This window comes from Agrobacterium sp. Ap1 (assembly GCF_017313375.1).
Lineage (GTDB): Bacteria > Pseudomonadota > Alphaproteobacteria > Rhizobiales > Rhizobiaceae > Neorhizobium > Neorhizobium cellulosilyticum.
The window spans coordinates 14,356-31,288 of record NZ_JAFLMY010000020.1 but is presented as its reverse complement, the minus strand read 5'-3'; the positions used below and the strand labels follow the sequence as shown (position 1 = coordinate 31,288).

At 60.6% G+C, this 16,933-nt stretch carries 16 protein-coding genes; 10 read left to right on the top strand and 6 right to left on the bottom strand.

Translation table 11 applies throughout. The annotated features are described in order from the left end of the window. Positions 1 to 8: 8 nt before the first annotated feature. Both JZX87_RS25250 and JZX87_RS25245 read right to left on the bottom strand, forming a co-directional pair. Positions 9 to 1,877, bottom strand: coding sequence for an FUSC family protein (locus JZX87_RS25250; protein ID WP_206828674.1), 1,869 nt, complete (start codon positions 1,875 to 1,877; stop codon positions 9 to 11). Continuing rightward, positions 1,874 to 2,269 (bottom strand): MarR family winged helix-turn-helix transcriptional regulator, encoded by a 396-nt coding sequence (locus JZX87_RS25245; RefSeq protein WP_286195044.1) that lies wholly within the window; start codon positions 2,267 to 2,269, stop codon positions 1,874 to 1,876. Before JZX87_RS25245 ends, JZX87_RS25250 begins: the two co-directional genes overlap by 4 nt. Before the next feature lie 263 nt (positions 2,270 to 2,532). Between JZX87_RS25245 and JZX87_RS25240 the strand changes: the two genes are divergently transcribed. The 3 genes from JZX87_RS25240 to JZX87_RS25230 all read left to right on the top strand — a co-directional run bounded on the left by JZX87_RS25240 (position 2,533) and on the right by JZX87_RS25230 (position 5,259). After that, positions 2,533 to 3,486, top strand: a complete 954-nt coding sequence (locus JZX87_RS25240) for an ABC transporter substrate-binding protein (RefSeq protein WP_206828673.1) — start codon at positions 2,533 to 2,535, stop codon at positions 3,484 to 3,486. A gap of 100 nt (positions 3,487 to 3,586) precedes the next feature. Continuing rightward, positions 3,587 to 4,468, top strand: coding sequence for an ABC transporter permease (locus JZX87_RS25235; protein WP_206828672.1), 882 nt, complete (start codon positions 3,587 to 3,589; stop codon positions 4,466 to 4,468). After that, positions 4,465 to 5,259: an ABC transporter ATP-binding protein gene (locus JZX87_RS25230; protein ID WP_206828671.1), complete on the top strand. Its 795-nt coding sequence runs from the start codon at positions 4,465 to 4,467 to the stop codon at positions 5,257 to 5,259. Before JZX87_RS25235 ends, JZX87_RS25230 begins: the two co-directional genes overlap by 4 nt. A gap of 22 nt (positions 5,260 to 5,281) precedes the next feature. Here JZX87_RS25230 and JZX87_RS25225 read toward each other — a convergent pair whose 3' ends face one another. Both JZX87_RS25225 and JZX87_RS25220 read right to left on the bottom strand, forming a co-directional pair. Beyond that, a complete protein-coding gene (locus tag JZX87_RS25225; RefSeq protein ID WP_148147823.1) occupies positions 5,282 to 5,923 on the bottom strand; it encodes a LysE family translocator in 642 nt (213 codons plus the stop codon). A gap of 70 nt (positions 5,924 to 5,993) precedes the next feature. Continuing rightward, the gene (locus JZX87_RS25220; protein WP_206828670.1) at positions 5,994 to 6,851 is read right to left on the bottom strand and encodes an SDR family NAD(P)-dependent oxidoreductase; all 858 of its coding nucleotides are present in this window, start codon (positions 6,849 to 6,851) and stop codon (positions 5,994 to 5,996) included. Positions 6,852 to 6,953: 102 nt separating this feature from the next. Between JZX87_RS25220 and JZX87_RS25215 the strand changes: the two genes are divergently transcribed. The 3 genes from JZX87_RS25215 to JZX87_RS25205 all read left to right on the top strand — a co-directional run bounded on the left by JZX87_RS25215 (position 6,954) and on the right by JZX87_RS25205 (position 8,829). After that, positions 6,954 to 7,202: a type II toxin-antitoxin system ParD family antitoxin gene (locus tag JZX87_RS25215; RefSeq protein WP_206828669.1), complete on the top strand. Its 249-nt coding sequence runs from the start codon at positions 6,954 to 6,956 to the stop codon at positions 7,200 to 7,202. Continuing rightward, positions 7,192 to 7,494, top strand: coding sequence for a type II toxin-antitoxin system RelE/ParE family toxin (locus JZX87_RS25210; protein WP_206828668.1), 303 nt, complete (start codon positions 7,192 to 7,194; stop codon positions 7,492 to 7,494). The genes JZX87_RS25215 and JZX87_RS25210 overlap by 11 nt, the downstream gene beginning before the upstream one ends. Before the next feature lie 111 nt (positions 7,495 to 7,605). Further along, complete coding sequence (locus JZX87_RS25205) at positions 7,606 to 8,829, top strand: argininosuccinate synthase (RefSeq protein ID WP_206828667.1); 1,224 nt, start codon at positions 7,606 to 7,608, stop codon at positions 8,827 to 8,829. Between the two features lie 54 nt (positions 8,830 to 8,883). Here the strand turns inward: JZX87_RS25205 and JZX87_RS25200 are convergent, their stop codons facing one another. Together JZX87_RS25200 and JZX87_RS25195 are read right to left on the bottom strand one after the other, a co-directional pair. Beyond that, positions 8,884 to 10,059 (bottom strand): multidrug effflux MFS transporter, encoded by a 1,176-nt coding sequence (locus tag JZX87_RS25200; RefSeq protein ID WP_206828696.1) that lies wholly within the window; start codon positions 10,057 to 10,059, stop codon positions 8,884 to 8,886. A 22-nt stretch (positions 10,060 to 10,081) separates the two neighbouring features. Then, positions 10,082 to 10,579 carry a MarR family winged helix-turn-helix transcriptional regulator gene (locus tag JZX87_RS25195; protein WP_148147826.1) on the bottom strand — a complete coding sequence of 166 codons (498 nt, stop codon included), beginning with the start codon at positions 10,577 to 10,579 and terminating at the stop codon, positions 10,082 to 10,084. A gap of 158 nt (positions 10,580 to 10,737) precedes the next feature. On the opposite strand from JZX87_RS25195, the gene JZX87_RS25190 reads away from it, so the two are divergent. The 4 genes from JZX87_RS25190 to JZX87_RS25175 all read left to right on the top strand — a co-directional run bounded on the left by JZX87_RS25190 (position 10,738) and on the right by JZX87_RS25175 (position 16,830). Then, the gene (locus JZX87_RS25190; RefSeq protein ID WP_206828666.1) at positions 10,738 to 12,825 is read left to right on the top strand and encodes a M3 family metallopeptidase; all 2,088 of its coding nucleotides are present in this window, start codon (positions 10,738 to 10,740) and stop codon (positions 12,823 to 12,825) included. Positions 12,826 to 12,937: 112 nt separating this feature from the next. Then, complete coding sequence (locus JZX87_RS25185; protein ID WP_206828665.1) at positions 12,938 to 14,032, top strand: ABC transporter ATP-binding protein; 1,095 nt, start codon at positions 12,938 to 12,940, stop codon at positions 14,030 to 14,032. Between the two features lie 28 nt (positions 14,033 to 14,060). Then, the gene (locus tag JZX87_RS25180) at positions 14,061 to 15,020 is read left to right on the top strand and encodes an ABC transporter substrate-binding protein (protein WP_206828664.1); all 960 of its coding nucleotides are present in this window, start codon (positions 14,061 to 14,063) and stop codon (positions 15,018 to 15,020) included. A 130-nt stretch (positions 15,021 to 15,150) separates the two neighbouring features. Beyond that, positions 15,151 to 16,830 carry an ABC transporter permease gene (locus tag JZX87_RS25175; RefSeq protein ID WP_206828663.1) on the top strand — a complete coding sequence of 560 codons (1,680 nt, stop codon included), beginning with the start codon at positions 15,151 to 15,153 and terminating at the stop codon, positions 16,828 to 16,830. Positions 16,831 to 16,933: the final 103 nt, after the last annotated feature.

Below are 16,933 nucleotides of genomic sequence, written 5' to 3'. Positions count from 1 at the left end.
TTTTGGGCTCAGCCAGCCCGGCGAAAGAAATCCTGATTGGCCGCGACGAGAGCGGCCGTCTCGCTCAATCGGCTGGCATCTTGCGGATATGTCGCCTGCAGTTTTGCTGCTGCCCTCTTGAAAGCTCTCACGACACGATCGGGTTTTCGAGACAGGTGGGCAACGCTTAACAACGTTGCGCGAAGCGCGCGTTTCGAGCCGGCATCAACGTCAGGCTCCTCCATCATGTTGCGGATTGCGTGTAGACTGTTTCCGATGAGCAGAGTTCCCATGCCGCCATTCACGGCAAAGTCTCCTCCGTTTCCGCTGCGTTCGCTCCAGCGAACGAGCGTGACAAGGCGATGATAGATGCGCATGCGCCAATGCAGGTGGCGCCCGGGCTTGTCGAATGCGCCCCCGGCTATGGCGGTCAGCTCATGCACCATCAGCCTGATGACGAAATCCAGCCGGCGGCGGGTGTCGACGGGCAGGGCGACGAAGGCGAGATAGGCGCTGACCGGGCCGAGCAGGACAGCGGAGGCCTGCAACAGTACATGACCAAGCTCAGGATCCGCCGGCACGGTCGGATTCATCATCAGCAGGTAAATGAGATTGTATTCCATGCCAGCCAGTCCGACGCGGCGATGAGCCATGACGAACATGCCGAGAAGGATCAGAGGCATTGTAAGCAGGGCGGCGATAGTGACGCTGCCTGCCATAGGTAAAATGAAGAGATGAGCCAGCACTGCAGCTAGGGCACCACTGATCGAGCCTCCGACGACCCAGCGCATTTGCAGACCGGGATTCGGGAAGGTCGAGAAGACCGAGGTCATAATTGCTGCGCCCATGACCATGTAGGGTCCGAGTGCCCAGCCCGTGAGGATCCAAACCAGCCCGGTTGCCGCAACTGCGCTCATTGATCTGAATGCCGCATAACGGGCACCTATCCAGTCGTGATGCGGAAGCGGAAGCCGGTGGCGATCCGCTACCGGACCGATCGTTGCCGCTGTTCGGTTCGCGCGCTGCCAGAGCGGCGCCAATGCTTTCAACAGGTTTGCCTGATACGGTTTATCCGCCTCTAGCTCGTCTGCCATCAGTTGCAATCGTTCGGGTATGTCATTCTGCTCCAGAGGTGTCATCCGTGCCCCTTCAGGGCTTGGATGGCTTGGCGATTGTGTATCCAGAAGCAGTTCAGTGAGAGCGGATAGGAGACTGCGGATGTCCCGGGCTTTTCGGCGAACGCCAATCGAACCGGCAGATGCTATGTCGAGGTTTTCATCCAGTGCAGTAATTTCCAGAATCAGGCGTGTGCGTTCGGCCTTGTCGCTTGCTCCCGCGACTATATGGTCGAGGCATTCGCACATGACTGTTTTCACACGCTTGGAAATGTCGACTGGCTGAGGCTTGGGAGAAAAGGCCAGGGCGACGATCGTACCCACCGCGCCGCCGAGGCAGATTGTTGCTATCCGATCGATCGCGAGCAGTAAAAGCGAGCTTTCGTGGCCGTAGCCGAGGAGTGCTACCATCGCCGCGGAATAGCCGGCGAGAAGACTGACATAGGACGCGGGGCCTGTAATCAGGTTCCCGATCCCTGAACACAATCCAAGCCAGAGCAAAAGCCCGATGATGATGCCAAGCGGATCATTGCCGGCCAAAACCATAAGGCCGACACCTGCCAGCGCACCGGCGATGGTGCCTACGACACGGGCCAGGCTCCGCTCCAGCCGCTGGCCCTGTGTCGGCAGGGCAGTAATCCAGACAGTCATCGCTGCCCATTGCGGATGATCAAGGCCGATGAGAGTGCCGATCACCAGCGCCAAGCAGGCTGCGATCGCTGTGCGCGCGGTGAAGCGTAACCGGGCCGGGTCGATATCGAACATGGCGGAAAGCGCTCTCATGATTGAGTCTTCATTCCGGCTTTAGCCTTCTCCATTTTCTCCTCGACGCGTTCGCAGATGTGCAGCATGGCTGCAATGTCCTCGTCGCTGAAATCGTCGAGCAGGTCTTTTTCCAGCGCCACGAGCTGTGCGCGGATGGCACAGGCCGTCTTCCTGCCTTCTTCGGTGAGATGGAGCCTGCGTGCGCGGCGGTCGTCCGGATCGATCCGGCGTTCGAGAAGGCCGCGTTTCGACAGGATATCGATCAGCCGCACGAGGCTGGATTCGTCGAGGCCGGAAGCGGCGGCGAGTTCCTTCTGAAGCAGGCCGTCACCCAGCCGGTGCAGGTAGATCAGCGGTGTCCAGCTGGCGTCCGTCAGGCCGCTTTCCGCCAGCTTTTCATCGATGAACATGCGCCACCTTCTGGCAAACACGACAACGGTGCCGCCGAATACGGCTTTTGGATCATTTGATTTTCTGTGCATTCAAATTATTTGTATTAAAAGTATTTTTCACGCAAGCGAATTTGCCGACTTGGTGTGATGCAATTGTTGCATGGCTGCCGAAAGCAGGTGTCGGTGTGTCGCGGATCAGTCGCTGCGGTCAGGTGTTTGTTGATTTCGGCTGCCCGGCTCCCTAAGAAGCCAAAAAGCTAAAAATCGCCCGGAGGAAACCTATGCGCGCTTTCATTCTTGCCCTTGCTGCAGCGACGACTCTCGCCATGCCTGCAAAAGCTGCCGACGTCACTGTCGCCGTGACGGCGATCGTCGAACATCCTGCACTCGATGCCGCTCGTGACGGCGTGAAGGCAGCACTGGCCGAGGCAGGCTACAAGGACGGTGAGAACCTGAAATTCCTGTATGAGTCCGCGCAGGGCAATCCCGGCACGGCCGCGCAGATCGCTCGCCAGTTCGTCGGCGAAGAGCCGAGCGTCATCGTGCCGATCTCCACGCCTTCGGCCCAGGCCGTCGTTTCCGCAACTCGCGATATTCCGGTTGTCTTTACTGCCGTTTCCGATCCGGTCGGTGCGCAGCTGGTCAAGGATGTCGCCAAGCCCGGTCGCAATGTAACCGGTCTTTCGGACATGTCGCCGGTTGCCGAGCATATCAAGCTGATCAAGGAAATCTCGCCAAATGCGAAATCGATCGGCTTCCTCTACAACACGGCTGAAACCAATTCGGTTTCGATCCTGGCCGCGCTGAAGGAAGAAGCCGTCAAGAACGGCATGACCGTGGTCGAGTCGGTCGCCACCAAGTCTGCCGAAGTGCAGGGTGCCGCCCGCGGTCTCGTCGGCCGTGCCGATGTCTTCTACATCCCGACCGACAACACGATCGTTTCGGCGTTCGAAGCCGCCGTCGGCGTTGCCGAAGAAGCCAAGATCCCGCTTTATGCCGCCGATACCGGTTCGGTCGATCGTGGTGCCGTTGCCGCTCTCGGCTTCAACTATTACGATGTCGGCAAGCAGACCGGCGTGATCGTTGCCCGTATCCTCAAGGGTGAGGCTCCCGGCGATATTCCGGTGACCGTTGCTGCCGGTACCGATCTCGTCATCAACAAGGGTGCTGCAACCCGCATGGGCGTGACGCTGCCTGAGGCCATTGTTTCGCGCGCCACGCGCACGGTCGAATAAGCCGTCTCTCATCAACGCACCGGATGATATCATCGTCATCCGGTGTGACCGACGACCAACCGGCGCGAAACGCGACGGATAAAAAGGGGAGCACGACAAGGTGCTTAGTCAGATCGCCTTCTGGGGCGCAGTGGAACTCGGGCTGGTTTTCGCCTTTGTCGCCATCGGTGTATTTCTCGCCTTCCGCGTGCTCGATTTTCCCGATCTCACGGTCGACGGGTCGTTTCCGCTCGGTGCAGCAGTTGCGGCCGTGCTGATCACTGTTGGTATCAATCCGTGGATTGCGGCCTTGGCTGCCATGCTGGCCGGTGCCGCTGCCGGGACGGTGACGGCGTTTCTCAACGTGCGCTTCCGTATCCTCAACCTGCTCGCCTCGATCCTGACGATGATCGCACTCTTTTCCGTAAACCTCCGGGTGATGGGAAAGCCGAATGTGGCGCTGATCAATGCCGATACGATGCTGAGCCCGTTCTTCGGCCTGGGCCTGCGTGAAGTATATGTACGGCCGCTGTTCGTCGGCGTGCTGGTGGTGATCGCGGTCATCGCCGTCTGGCGCTTTCTCGAAAGCGATGCCGGGCTTGCCATGCGCGCGACCGGCGCCAATCCGCGCATGTCGCGGGCGCAGGGCATCGATACGAGCTGGCAGGTCTATCTCGGTCTTGCGCTTTCCAATGCGCTTGTGGCGCTGGGCGGCGCGCTGTTTGCGCAGACCAACGGCTTTGCAGATGTCACCTCCGGTGTCGGCACGATCGTCGTCGGCCTTGCTGCCGTCATCATCGGCGAGACGTTGTTCGGAGCACGCGGAATCCTCCTGGCGCTGATCGGCTGCGTCGTCGGCTCGATCCTCTATCGCATCGCCATCCAGCTGGCGCTGTCGACGGATGCGCTTGGCCTGAAAGCCTCCGACCTCAATCTCGTCACGGCCGTTCTGGTGGCCGTGGCGCTCGTTCTGCCGCGCCTGCGCCGGGGAGCTTCGTCATGATCGATCTCAGCAATATCCATGTCACCTTCGGTAAGGGCACGCCGCTGCAGAAGGAGGCGCTGAAGGGCGTCAACCTGACGATCGAGGAAGGCTCATTCGTGACCGTGATCGGCTCTAACGGTGCCGGCAAATCGACCCTGCTCGGGGTTCTGGCCGGCGACGTGCTGGCCAACGAAGGCAAGGTGATGATCGGCAAGACCGATGTGACGCGCAAGTCGACATCCGCGCGTGCCGGTCTGGTCGCCCGCGTGTTCCAGGATCCGCTGGCGGGCAGCTGCGGCTCCCTGTCGATCGAAGAAAATCTTGCTCTTGCGGCACGTCGTGGCGAGATCCGCGGCCTGCGCTCCGCGCTCGGCCCGCGCCGTCGCGAGCTTTTTCGCGAGCGGGTTGCCGAACTCAATCTGGGGCTCGAAAACCGGATGAAGGACCGCATGGACCTGTTGTCCGGCGGCCAGCGACAGGCGGTGTCGCTGGTCATGGCGACGCTGGCGGGCTCCGAAGTTTTGCTGCTCGACGAGCATACGGCGGCGCTCGATCCGGGCATGGCGGAGTTCATCATGAAACTCACCCAGCGCGTCGTGTCGGAGCGCAAGCTGACGACGCTGATGGTGACGCATTCCATGCGGCAGGCGCTGGATTTCGGCCACCGCACGATCATGCTGCATGGCGGCGAGATCATTCTCGACGTCAGCGGCGATAGCCGCAAGGACCTGCAGGTCGAGGACCTGATCGCCATGTTCCGCAAGATGCGTGGCGAGACGCTGGACGACGACGCGCTGCTGATCGGCTGACGCTGGTCAGCAGCGTCATTTGTCAGCGCGCCTGTGTGAAGAAGATTTTTGCCGCGAAGATCGAGAAGACGCCGGCAAAGGTGTAGTCGATGCCGCGCAGGACTTTCGGATTGGCCTGCAGCCAGTTTGAAAGCCTGTCTGCAGCCAGCACGACGATGACGTTGATCGGCATGCCGATGGCGATGAAATAAAGCCCGAAGAAGATCAGCTTTCCGGTGACATGCGGATCCTGCGCCGAGACGAATTGCGGCAGGAAGGTCATGAAGAAGATGATGACCTTGGGGTTGAGGATATTGACCCAGAAGCCGAGCGACATGCTGGCAAGCGCGCTGCTTTGCGGCCGCTCGACCTTTTCGACCGACAGGCTGGAGCCGAAGCGGATTGCCTGGATGGCCAGCCAGAGAAGATAGGCAGCACCGCCGGTCTTCAGGATGAAGAAGGCGGTTGGCGAGGCGGTGATCAGCGCGGAAATACCAAAGGCGACCAGAAGCGTGTGGCAGACGATGCCGAAGTTCGTTCCGAGCACGACGAGCAGCGCCGTCTTGCGGCCTTCGCTGATCGCGCGGCTGATCGACAATGTCATATCCGGCCCCGGCGTGATCGACAGGAGAAGACCGGCGGCGGTGAAGGCGATGAGTGTCGGCAGGCTCGGCAGGAATTCCATGATCGTTCTCGAAAGCCGGAAATTGTTTGTCCGGTTTATCCGGCTTTCGAGCCTATGCCAATTCGATCAATCAACGGTTGTTGATGAATTGTTTTGATGCGTCGGCAAAATCCGGGTGCCAGCGGGAAAGCGGTGGGCGGTTTTCGATCACGTCACCGATCGCCCAGGCCATGCGGCGCTCGTCTGTGGCGCGGTCGACGTCGTTGTCGGGGCAGAGAATGTAGAAGTCGCCGCGCTCAAGGCTCTGCATCATAAAGCCGACGGTCTGTTCCGAGGTCCATGCGCCTTCCGGCTTTTCCGTGCGGCCACCCGCGGCAAGCGGGGTGAAGACAAAGCCGGGGATCAGGAGATGCGCCGAGACCTGACAGCCTTCGGTGTTTCGTAACTCGTGCTGCAGCGCTTCGGTGAAGGTTTTCACGCCGGATTTGGAGACGTTGTAGGCCGGATCACCGGGGGGCGTGGTGATGCCCTGCTTCGAGCCGGTGTTGATGATCAGCGCCGGTTCGCCATGGGCGATCATCGCAGGGCCGAAGATGCGGCTGCCGTTGACGACGCCCATCAGGTTGACGGCGAGCACATTTTCCCAGTTCGCCTGCGGGCCGACAATGCTGCTGCCGGGCTGTATGCCGGCATTGTTCATCAGCACATGGACGCGGCCGAAACGCTGGATAACGGCCCGCTCAAGCGCTGCGATCTCGTCCGGCTTCGACACATCGGTGCCGATCGCCGCGACATCGTGTTCGCCGCCTTCGGCAAGTGCCGTCACTTCGCGACAGGCTTCGACGAGCTTTTCCCCCTCCAGGTCGACAAGCACGACGGACAGGCCCTGCCGAGCAAATTCCTTGGCTGCGGCAAGCCCGATGCCGGAAGCGGCTCCGGTGATGACGGCGACATTGTCCTTTTTCAGAGCGGGATGAGTAACGGTCATGGGTCGGTCTCCTCTATGACGCTGCTGTTCAAAGGTCCGGGGGGATATGGTATCTATCGCTACCCCGTCAACATGACGGGATATTGAAGCGGAGCCAAGCGGATGGGCGAGATCATATCGATCAGGGTGGATGAAGAAACGGCCGCCTATGTCAAAAAGCAGGTGGATGACGGACGTTATGCCTCCGAAAGCGAAGTGATCGAAGAGGCGTTGCGGCTTCTGAAGGAAAGCGAAGAGGACGAGATCGAGGCGCTCCGGGCCGCGATCGACGAAGGCGAGGCGTCGGGAGAGCCGCAGCCGTTCGATCCCGACGAATTCCTCGCCGAGTTGCATCGCAAACATGTTGGCTGAGCGGACCGGATACAGGCTTTCTCCACGCGCAAGCCGGGATCTCACAGATATCTGGCTATACTCGCGTGATACATGGTCCGTCGCCCAGGCGGATCTTTATTATCGCGAGCTGATTTCGGTCTTGGATGGTCTGGTGGTTGGCGCGAGATGCGGCAGGCCGATCGACGATATTCGCAAAGGCTATATGAGTTACGCCACGGGTTCCCATCGGATCATCTATCGGCAGCGAGGTAGCGTGTTGCTCATCATCCGCATCCTCCACCAGCGGATGAACGTGCGGCGTCATCTCTGACGTTGTTTCTCCGGGTTTCCCTTGCGTGGCTCCAGAAACTCGCTAAAAACTTCGGCGATCCAATTTCGGCGGATTTGTCTCCGCCGCCACCCGCAGACGGACATATTCATCATGGCACTCCCGAAAGACGTAAAGAAGGTCGTCCTCGCCTATTCCGGCGGTCTCGACACCTCGATCATCCTGAAATGGCTGCAGACCGAACTCAACGCTGAAGTCGTGACCTTCACGGCCGACCTTGGCCAGGGCGAAGAGCTCGAGCCTGCGCGCAAGAAGGCCGAGATGCTGGGCATCAAGGAAATCTTCATCGAAGATGTCCGCGAAGAATTCGTCCGTGACTTCGTTTTCCCGATGTTCCGCGCCAATGCCGTTTATGAAGGCGTCTATCTGCTTGGCACGTCGATCGCCCGTCCGCTGATCTCCAAGCACCTGATCGAGATCGCCAAGAAGACCGGCGCCGACGCGATCGCTCATGGCGCGACCGGCAAGGGTAACGACCAGGTTCGTTTCGAAATGTCGGCCTATGCCTTGAACCCGGATATCAAGATCATCGCTCCGTGGCGCGACTGGACGTTCAAGAGCCGTACGGACCTTTTGAACTTTGCCGAACAGCACCAGATCCCGGTCGCCAAGGACAAGAAGGGCGAAGCGCCGTTCTCTGTCGACGCCAACCTGTTGCACTCGTCTTCCGAGGGCAAGGTTCTCGAAGATCCGGCCGTCGAGGCTCCGGAATATGTGCATATGCGCACGATTTCGCCGGAAGCCGCTCCCGATCAGGCAACCACGATCAAGATCGGTTTCCGCAAGGGTGACGCCGTCTCGATCAATGGTGTCGAGATGTCGCCGGCAACCCTGCTTGCACAGCTCAACAATTATGGCCGCGACAACGGCATCGGCCGTCTCGATCTCGTCGAGAACCGTTTTGTCGGCATGAAGTCGCGCGGCGTCTACGAGACCCCCGGCGGCACGATCCTGCTTTCGGCTCACCGCGCAATCGAATCGATCACGCTCGATCGCGGCGCTGCTCACCTGAAAGATGAGCTGATGCCGAAATATGCCGAGCTGATCTATTACGGCTTCTGGTTCTCGCCGGAACGCGAAATGCTGCAGGCCCTGATCGACAAGAGCCAGGAGCATGTCGAAGGCGAAGTGACGCTGAAGCTCTACAAGGGCAATGTCATGGTCATCGGCCGCGAAAGCGACAAGTCGCTCTATTCCGACGCGCTGGTCACCTTCGAAGACGATCACGGCGCCTATGACCAGAAGGATGCAGCCGGATTCATCAAGCTGAATTCGCTGCGCCTGCGCACGCTCGCCAAGCGCAATCAGCTGAAATAATCGGGCTTACCGATTTGCCAGATCGGGCCCCGCTGTTACCGCAGCGGGGCTTTTTTATTGCCGGCGACTGATGAAGCGGTGAGCGAGATAGGCCGCGACCGCGGTGAATTCCATGATGGGGATGATCGTGCCGAAGGACGTCAGCGGGTTTGCGAAAGTGGCTGCCACCAGCCCGCCGAGAAAGCCGCCGCCCATCTGGATGAAACCCATCAGCGCGGAAGCGGAGCCCGCGACTTTCGGAAATGCGGCAAGGCCTGAGGTGACGACATGCGGCGTCAGGAAGGCGATGCCGAATGTGCATATGCCGACCGGGACCATGATCGACAGGAATGTCGGATCGAGCAGGTGCACGGACAACAGCATCAGGAAGCCGCCCGTGCCGCAGAAGGCGATGCCGATTGCAACCGCGGCAGGACCGGATATGCGTCCGGAGATCATGCGCAGAGTGATCGAACCCGCCAGGTAGGAGCCCGTCTGGGCCAGCATGCCGAGGCCGAATTGCGTCGGACTGAGGCCGACAACATCGATGAGGACGAAGGGCAGCATGGTGCCCTGGGCATAAAGCGCGCCTATCGAGCCGCCGAGAATGAGCGAAGGAAAGAGAAAGCGCAGGTCGGTGATCAGGCCGGCATAGGTTTTTACCAGCGTGACGGGCCGCAGGCGCGATCGGTCCGGAACGGCTGTTTCCTTGAGCGCAAAGACGCAGGTCAGCAATGCGCTCGCGCCGAAGGCGATCATCAGCAGGAAGATCGACTGCCAGCCGAAGGCGGAAAGGGCAAGTCCGCCGATGGTCGGTCCGAGCGCCGGACCGATCGCCAGAATGATGCCGATCATGTTCATGATCCGCGCGGCCTGTATGCCGAGAAATTGGTCGCGAACGGCGGCACGGGCAACGGTGACGCCGACCGAAGCGCCGATCCCCTGGATCAGTCGTCCTGCGAGGATCCAGTCGACGTCGATCGCCATGGCTGCGATCAGCGAGCCCAGAACATAGATCGTCAGGAAGGCAATCGAGGCTTTTCTCCGGCCATAGGCATCGGAAACGGGGCCGGCGAGCAACTGGGCTAAGGCGAAGCCGCCGAAATAAAGCGAGAGCGACAGCTTGATGGCGGATTCCGTCGTGCCGAAAGCGCGAACCAGTTCCGGCATGGCAGGTGTATAGACCGCCATCGAAACGGGGCCGATCGCGGTCAGAAGGGCGCCGATGATGGTCGTGCGCCGTTCCGTCATGATTGTCGGGCGGGCGGCGGTATCAGCGTCTCTCATCGGCACCCGTTGGAGCGGGAGGAGAGGTCTCCTGGAGATTCCTGTTCACCGCGGAAAGCGACGCTTCCAGTTGGCTTTTTGCCTCCAGAGACAGGCCGGATGTCGCATGGTCGAGAATGACGTGGAGCTCGGCGCGGATCCTGCGGATCATGTCATCCGACGTATTTGTCAGGGCAATCCGCTTGGCGCGCCGATCGGCTGCGCATTTATGGCGCTCGATCAGACCAAGTGTCTGCAATTTGTCGAGATAGGTGCAGAGCGTCATCGGCTCGACGCTCATCTGCGAGGCAATATCGAGCTGCCGGCTGCCTTCATGATCGGCGATGTGTATCAGCGCCCTTGCCTCGCCGGGGGTGAGGCCCAGCCCTGCCGCGTTGATGCGATTTTCAAACGCCGTTCGCAATGCACGCGCGGTATCGACGATCAACAGACCCAGGATATCGCCTTGCGGCACATCATGGGAGATTTTGACTGGAAGGCTCATAAGGTTGACTTACTATCTTTCCGCGTGGCCGCAAACGGAAAAGCTCGCTGCCGCGTGAAACGACTGCGTGAAGCTTCGCTTTGTCGTACTTGATCCAGACACTCGACAACCTATCCTGTAGACCAGAAACAAATCAGAATCGCAGAAGGATTTCCCTTATGGCCAACGCTTCCGTCAACCGTGCCCTTGTCGATTGGAGCGGGCATGAAGGCCTGCCGCGGTTCGATCTCGTGAAAGACGAGGATTTCGCTCCCGCTTTCGAGGTGGCTCTGGCAAGCCACGAGGCGGAGATCGACGCTATCGCCAACAATCCGGAAGCGCCTAGCTTTGAGAACACCGTCGTGGCGCTGGAAATTGCCGGTGACGAGCTTTCCCGCGTCTCCTCCCTGTTCTGGGGCAAGGCCGGCGCGCATACGAACGAGACGATCCAGGCGCTGGAGCGGGAAATCGCGCCGAAAATGTCACGGCATTATTCGAAGATCGGCACCAATGCCGCTCTTTTCGGTCGCATCGATGCTTTGTGGGAAAAGCGGGCGGAGCTTGGCTTGACGCTCGAGCAGGAGCGGGTGCTGGAGCGCCACTGGAAAGGCTTCGTCAAATCGGGTGCCAAGCTTGAGAAGCCCGAGCAGGACCGGCTTTCTTCGATCGGCGAAAAGCTTGCCGGTCTCGGTGCGCAGTTCGGCCAGAATGTTCTCGGAGACGAGAAGGAATGGTCGTTGAAGCTGACCGACGAGGCCGAGCTGGAAGGCCTGCCGGATTTTCTGCGCGATGCGATGGCTGCTGCCGCCAGGGATCGCGGCGAGGCCGACGGCTATATGGTGACGCTGTCGCGCTCGATCATCGAGCCGTTCCTGACATTCTCGGCCCGGCGCGACCTGCGCGAGCAGGCGTTCAAGGCCTGGGTGGCGCGCGGTGAAAACGGTGGTGCGCGGGACAATGTAGCGATCGTTCGCGAGACGCTAGCGCTGCGTGCGGAAAAGGCAAAGCTTCTGGGTTATGAAAACTTTGCGGCCCTGAAGCTCGACAACACGATGGCAAAGACCGCCGACAATGTGAACGACCTGCTGCACAAGGTCTGGGACAAGGCCCGCTCCAAGGCGCTTGAGGAAGAAGCAAGCCTCGGCAAGCTGGTGGCGGAAGAGGGCAGGAACCACCCGGTCATGCCATGGGACTGGCGTTATTATGCCGAGAAGCTGCGCGAGCGGACCTTCTCCTTCTCCGAATCCGAGCTTAAGCCCTATCTGCAGCTGGAAAAGGTCATCGAAGCCTGTTTCGATGTTGCCAAGCGGCTGTTCGGCGTGACGCTGGCCGAGCTGAAAGGCATTGCCGCCTATCATCCGGATGTGCGGGTGTTCGAGCTGCGCGACGAGAGCGGTGCGCTGAAGGCACTGTTCCTCGGCGATTATTTCGCCCGGTCCTCCAAGCGGTCCGGCGCGTGGATGAGTTCGTTCCAGTCGCAGCACAAACTGCCATTGAAGAATGGTGCTAAGGGCGAGCTGCCGATCATCTACAATGTCTGCAATTTCGCCAAGCCGGCGGAAGGCAAGCCTGCTCTGCTTTCGCTCGATGACGCCCGCACGCTCTTCCACGAGTTCGGCCATGCGCTGCACGGCATGCTCTCGGATGTGACCTATCCGTCCGTCTCCGGCACGGGCGTGTCGCGCGATTTTGTCGAACTGCCCTCGCAGCTTTACGAACACTGGCTGACGGTGCCGGAAATCCTCGAAAAATACGCCGTCCATTACGAGACCGGCAAGCCGATGCCGAAGGAACTGCTCGACAAGGTTCTGGCGGCGCGCACCTTCAATGCCGGTTTTGCGACGGTCGAGTTCACCGCATCGGCGCTGGTCGACATGGCGTTTCATACGCGGGCGCCTGCGGATGATCCGATGGCGGTGCAGGCGGAGATCCTGTCGGAGCTGAAAATCCCGGCCTCGCTCGTCATGCGCCACGCAACGCCGCATTTCCAGCACGTGTTTTCCGGCGAGGGATATGCGGCCGGATATTACTCCTACATGTGGTCGGAAGTGCTGGATGCGGATGCGTTTTCGGCATTCGAAGAGGTCGGCAATGCCTTCGATCCGGTCATGGCGCGCAAGCTCAAGAACAACATCTATTCGGTCGGCGGCTCGATCGATCCGGAAGTGACCTACAAGGCCTTCCGCGGCAAGTTGCCGGATCCGACGGCGATGTTGAAGAAAAAGGGTTTGGCGATGGTATCGGAACTTACGGGCAGCGACGCCTGATCCGGCACCGGTCGTAATCGACAACTGTCATCCCGCTGTCATAAAAATGTAACCCGCCTGTCATGCAGGCTGACTATGGAACCGGCATCATCTTCTGCCGACGCCGGTTCCCATGACAATTGATAGCCTTGCACGCAACGTTGCCGTATCGACGGCCGGACTGGAGCTGCACTATGGTGCAACGCCGGTACTTAAGGGCATCGATGTGGCTCTGGGGCAGGGCAAGACGCTTGCGCTTCTCGGTCCTTCCGGTTGCGGCAAGACCACGCTCCTGCGGTTGGTGGCCGGGCTTCTCGCCCCCAGCAAGGGGTCCGTCTCTATCGCCGGGCAGGTGGTTGCCGATGCCGCAAGCGGCATCTTCGCACCGCCGGAAAAGCGCAATCTCGGCATGGTTTTCCAGGATTACGCGCTCTGGCCGCATATGACGGTCGGTGGCAATATCTCCTTCCCGCTCGAGATGCGCGGCATCGGTCGCACCGAGCGCGAGCAACGCACCATGCATGCCTTGGAGCGCGTCGGGCTTTCCGCCTATGCCGCTCGCCGGCCAAGCGATCTTTCCGGCGGTCAACAGCAGCGCGTGGCAATCGCGCGGGCGATCGTTGCCGAGCCGCAGCTTATCCTGTTCGACGAGCCGCTTTCCAATCTCGACCGCGAATTGCGCGAAAACATGGTTGGCGAACTGGCGGAACTGATCGCCTCGCTCGGCCTCACCGCCATCTATGTCACCCATGATCACTCGGAAGCGCTGACGCTTGCCGATCAGGTCGCCGTGATGCGCGGCGGGTTGATCGAACAGCTCGCGAGCCCGGACGAACTGGTGGCGCAGCCGGCGACCCCCGAAGTTGCCGACTTCCTGCGACTAGGTGGCATTGCCGAGTTGCAAAACCGCGATGCCTGCTGGTTCTTCGGCAATAGCGACGTTGCGTTGATGCGCGCCGATCATGGCTCGGCCGGCACGCGCAGCATTCTCATCCCTGTCTCGGCCATCACGCCCGGCGAGATCCAGCAGGATCGGGTGGCCGCCAGCGTGCTGCGCTCGCAGTTCCGCGGCGACGGGCATCTGGCGACCGTTTCGCTGATCGGCGCCGATCAGGTCGAGCTGCAGGTCCTGAGCCGTCACAAGCTGAAGCCCGGCGATGGCGTCGGCCTTTCCATCGATCTCGACCAGATCCGCTGGTTTGAAAATTCACGTCATCCGCATCTGTAAGCATTCACCCCAACAGGAGTTTTGGGACATGTTCAAGTCGTTGAAGAGCATTACATTCGGTGCCGTTGCCGCCGTCCTGATGGCCGGCGTCGCGCATGCCGACATCACCGTCTACACCGCCGGCCCGCAGAGCCTGATCGACAAGATGTCGGAAGGTTTCACCAAGGAAACCGGCATCAAGGTCAATGTCTTCCAGGCAACCACCGGCAAGGTCATGGCCCGTATCGAGGCCGAAGCATCGAACCCGGTCGTCGACGTTCTGATCTCGGCGTCCTGGGATACCGCGACCGACTTCGAAAAGCGCGGCTGGCTGGTCAAGTATTCCAGCCCCAACGCTGCCAAGGTTCCGGATTTCCTCAAGTCCGACTATGCCGTCGCACAGGGCATCTCAGCTCTCGGCATTGCATGGAACACCAAGAGCGGCACGCCGAAGCCGTCCGAATGGGCTGACCTGACCAAGCCGGAATACAAGGACATGGTCAACATTCCCGACCCGGCACAGTCCGGCTCGTCCTTCGAGCTGACGGCTGCCCTTGCCGGCCAGGACGACTTCAAGCTGTTCAAGGACTTGCAGGCTAACGGCGCGATCATTGCCGGCGCCAATGCCGAAGCGCTGAACCCGGTTCTGCAGGGCGCCAAGGCTGCCGTCTTCGGCGCGGTCGATTACATCACGCTTGCTGCCGCCAAGAAGGGCGAAAGCGTTGAGGTCGTCTTCCCGGCTTCCGGCACCGTCATTGCACCGCGTCCGGCGATGATCCTCAACTGGTCCAAGAACCAGGACGAGGCCAAGAAGTTCATCGACTACATGCTGTCCGACGCCGGCCAGAAGATGGTTGCCGCCCAGATGCTGATGCCGGCCCGCAGCGACGTTGCCGCCGACCGTCCGCTGATCAGCGACCTGAAGCTGCTGAAGTTCGACAACGCCGCGGTCTATGGCAAGCGCAAGGAAACACTCGGCGAGATCACCAAGATTTTTGGTGGCAAGTAATTTTCGCTGCGACGCCGTCTGCTCTTCGGAGCAGGCGGCGTTGTTTCACTTTGAACGTCGCGCATCATTTTTCAGGTCATCTCATCGCATGGCTTGAAGAATGCTGCGGCAGGACATGAAGGACTGAGTGATGGCGGCAAAAAGCGTTGGCGGACCGGCCCCGGCGGCATGGCTGGCGATTGTGGGACTGCTTCTCGTCGTTGCCGTACCCTTTGCCGCGGTCGTCATGCAGGGCGTTTTCCCTGATCTCGGCCAAGGTTCGTTCGCCAGGCCCTTTTCTTCCTTCGTCGCCACGCTGAATGATGGCGCGCTGATCGGCATGGCCGGCAACACGATCCTGCTCGGTTTCTGCGTCGTGCTGGCCTCAGCCTTGGTCGCGGTGCCGCTCGGCGTGTTTCGGGCACTCTACCGCGTGCCGGGGGCGGCGCTGTTCGACGTGGCTCTGCTCGTGCCCTTCATGATCCCGCCCTATATCGCCACGCTCGGCTGGATCATGACCTTGCAGCCGCGCGGATATCTGCAGCAGCTGGTCGGTTTCAATCTTTCGCCCTTCCTGTTTTCTCTGGCGGGCATGACCATGGTCATGGCGTTCAACACGTTCCCGGTGGTCTATTTCGCCGTATCGCGCACGGTGGAAGCGGTTGGTGCCCGCTATGCGGATGTCGGCCGGGTGTTCGGCGCCACGCCCGCGCGCGCCTTCTGGCGGATCACGCTTCCCTTGTCTGCTCCGGGTCTGGCCGCCAGCCTGATGCTGGTGTTTGCCGCGGCGATCGAGGAATACGGCACGCCGGCAGCGCTTGGCCGCCGCGCCGGTTTCCAGGTTCTCGTCACCGGCATCGATCTTCGCATTTCCGACTGGCCGATCGATCTGCCAGGCGCCTCGATCATGTCGCTGCTGCTGGTGGGGCTTTCGCTCCTGACCTTCCTCGGCCAGCGCTGGATCCTGTCGCGGCGCTCCTACCAGACGGTCAACGGCAAGCCGACAGCCAAGGACAAGCGGCCGCTCGGGGCGATGAAGTGGCCGGTACTTACGGCTTTCATCATCGTCTCGTTCCTTGCCACCGGCGTACCGCTTCTGTCGATCCTTGCCACCGCCATGTCGCGGACGATTTCCGGCGGGCTGGCGTTCGACAACATGAGCTTCGACAATTTCCTGCAGGTGTTCGGCAACAGCGCTGGGGCGCTCGGCGCGCTTGCCAACAGCTTTTCGCTCGGTATCGGCACGGCGCTGATCACCGGCCTGATCGGGGTGACGGCCGCTTACACGGTGGTGAAGACGAAAATCCGCGGGCGGCTGGCGATCGACAGCCTGACGATCATTCCGAATGCGCTTCCCGGCATCGTCGTTGCCGTCGGCCTGATCCTCGCCTGGAACATGCCGTGGCTGCCGGCGACGCCCTACAATACGCCGTTCATCCTGCTGCTTGCCTATTGCTGCATCCTGTTGCCCCAGACCATGCGCTATTCGACGGCCGCCTTCCAGCAGATCGGCGATAATCTCGAAGCCGCAGCCCGCGTGTTCGGCGCTTCCGGCATCACCGCCTTCCGCCGTATTCTTCTGCCGCTGGTATTCCCGAGTCTCGCCTCGGCCATGCTGCTCGTCTTCGCACTCGCCTCGCGTGAGCTTGTCGCTTCCGTCGTCATCGCGCCGGTCGGCATGCAGACGATCGCCACCTTCATCTGGCAACAGTTCGAGCAGGGGTCTATCGGGCTCGGCATGGCCATGGCGTTCATCGCCATTCTGATCACCACTCTTTTGCCGCTTCTCCTGCTTGCCCTCTTGAGAAGGAGCGGTCTCGTCGCCGAATAGACCCATGGATTCAACCGTTGCGCTTGGCCCCCCTTTCGCATTTGCAAAAAACGGGGTATGAGCGCGCCAACGAAATTGGCGTGGCCCCAGTATTGTTGCGCCC

Excerpts from the sequence above, each read along its gene's own strand:
- JZX87_RS25250 (WP_206828674.1), bottom strand. The coding sequence starts at position 1,877 with ATGAGAGCGCTTTCCGCCATGTTCGATATCGACCCGGCCCGGTTACGC.
- JZX87_RS25245 (WP_286195044.1), bottom strand. The coding sequence starts at position 2,269 with ATGTTCATCGATGAAAAGCTGGCGGAAAGCGGCCTGACGGACGCCAGC.
- JZX87_RS25240 (WP_206828673.1), top strand. The coding sequence starts at position 2,533 with ATGCGCGCTTTCATTCTTGCCCTTGCTGCAGCGACGACTCTCGCCATG.
- JZX87_RS25230 (WP_206828671.1), top strand. The coding sequence starts at position 4,465 with ATGATCGATCTCAGCAATATCCATGTCACCTTCGGTAAGGGCACGCCG.
- JZX87_RS25225 (WP_148147823.1), bottom strand. The coding sequence starts at position 5,923 with ATGGAATTCCTGCCGAGCCTGCCGACACTCATCGCCTTCACCGCCGCC.
- JZX87_RS25220 (WP_206828670.1), bottom strand. The coding sequence starts at position 6,851 with ATGACCGTTACTCATCCCGCTCTGAAAAAGGACAATGTCGCCGTCATC.
- JZX87_RS25215 (WP_206828669.1), top strand. The coding sequence starts at position 6,954 with ATGGGCGAGATCATATCGATCAGGGTGGATGAAGAAACGGCCGCCTAT.
- JZX87_RS25210 (WP_206828668.1), top strand. The coding sequence starts at position 7,192 with ATGTTGGCTGAGCGGACCGGATACAGGCTTTCTCCACGCGCAAGCCGG.
- JZX87_RS25205 (WP_206828667.1), top strand. The coding sequence starts at position 7,606 with ATGGCACTCCCGAAAGACGTAAAGAAGGTCGTCCTCGCCTATTCCGGC.
- JZX87_RS25200 (WP_206828696.1), bottom strand. The coding sequence starts at position 10,059 with ATGACGGAACGGCGCACGACCATCATCGGCGCCCTTCTGACCGCGATC.
- JZX87_RS25195 (WP_148147826.1), bottom strand. The coding sequence starts at position 10,579 with ATGAGCCTTCCAGTCAAAATCTCCCATGATGTGCCGCAAGGCGATATC.
- JZX87_RS25190 (WP_206828666.1), top strand. The coding sequence starts at position 10,738 with ATGGCCAACGCTTCCGTCAACCGTGCCCTTGTCGATTGGAGCGGGCAT.
- JZX87_RS25185 (WP_206828665.1), top strand. The coding sequence starts at position 12,938 with ATGACAATTGATAGCCTTGCACGCAACGTTGCCGTATCGACGGCCGGA.
- JZX87_RS25180 (WP_206828664.1), top strand. The coding sequence starts at position 14,061 with ATGTTCAAGTCGTTGAAGAGCATTACATTCGGTGCCGTTGCCGCCGTC.
- JZX87_RS25175 (WP_206828663.1), top strand. The coding sequence starts at position 15,151 with ATGGCGGCAAAAAGCGTTGGCGGACCGGCCCCGGCGGCATGGCTGGCG.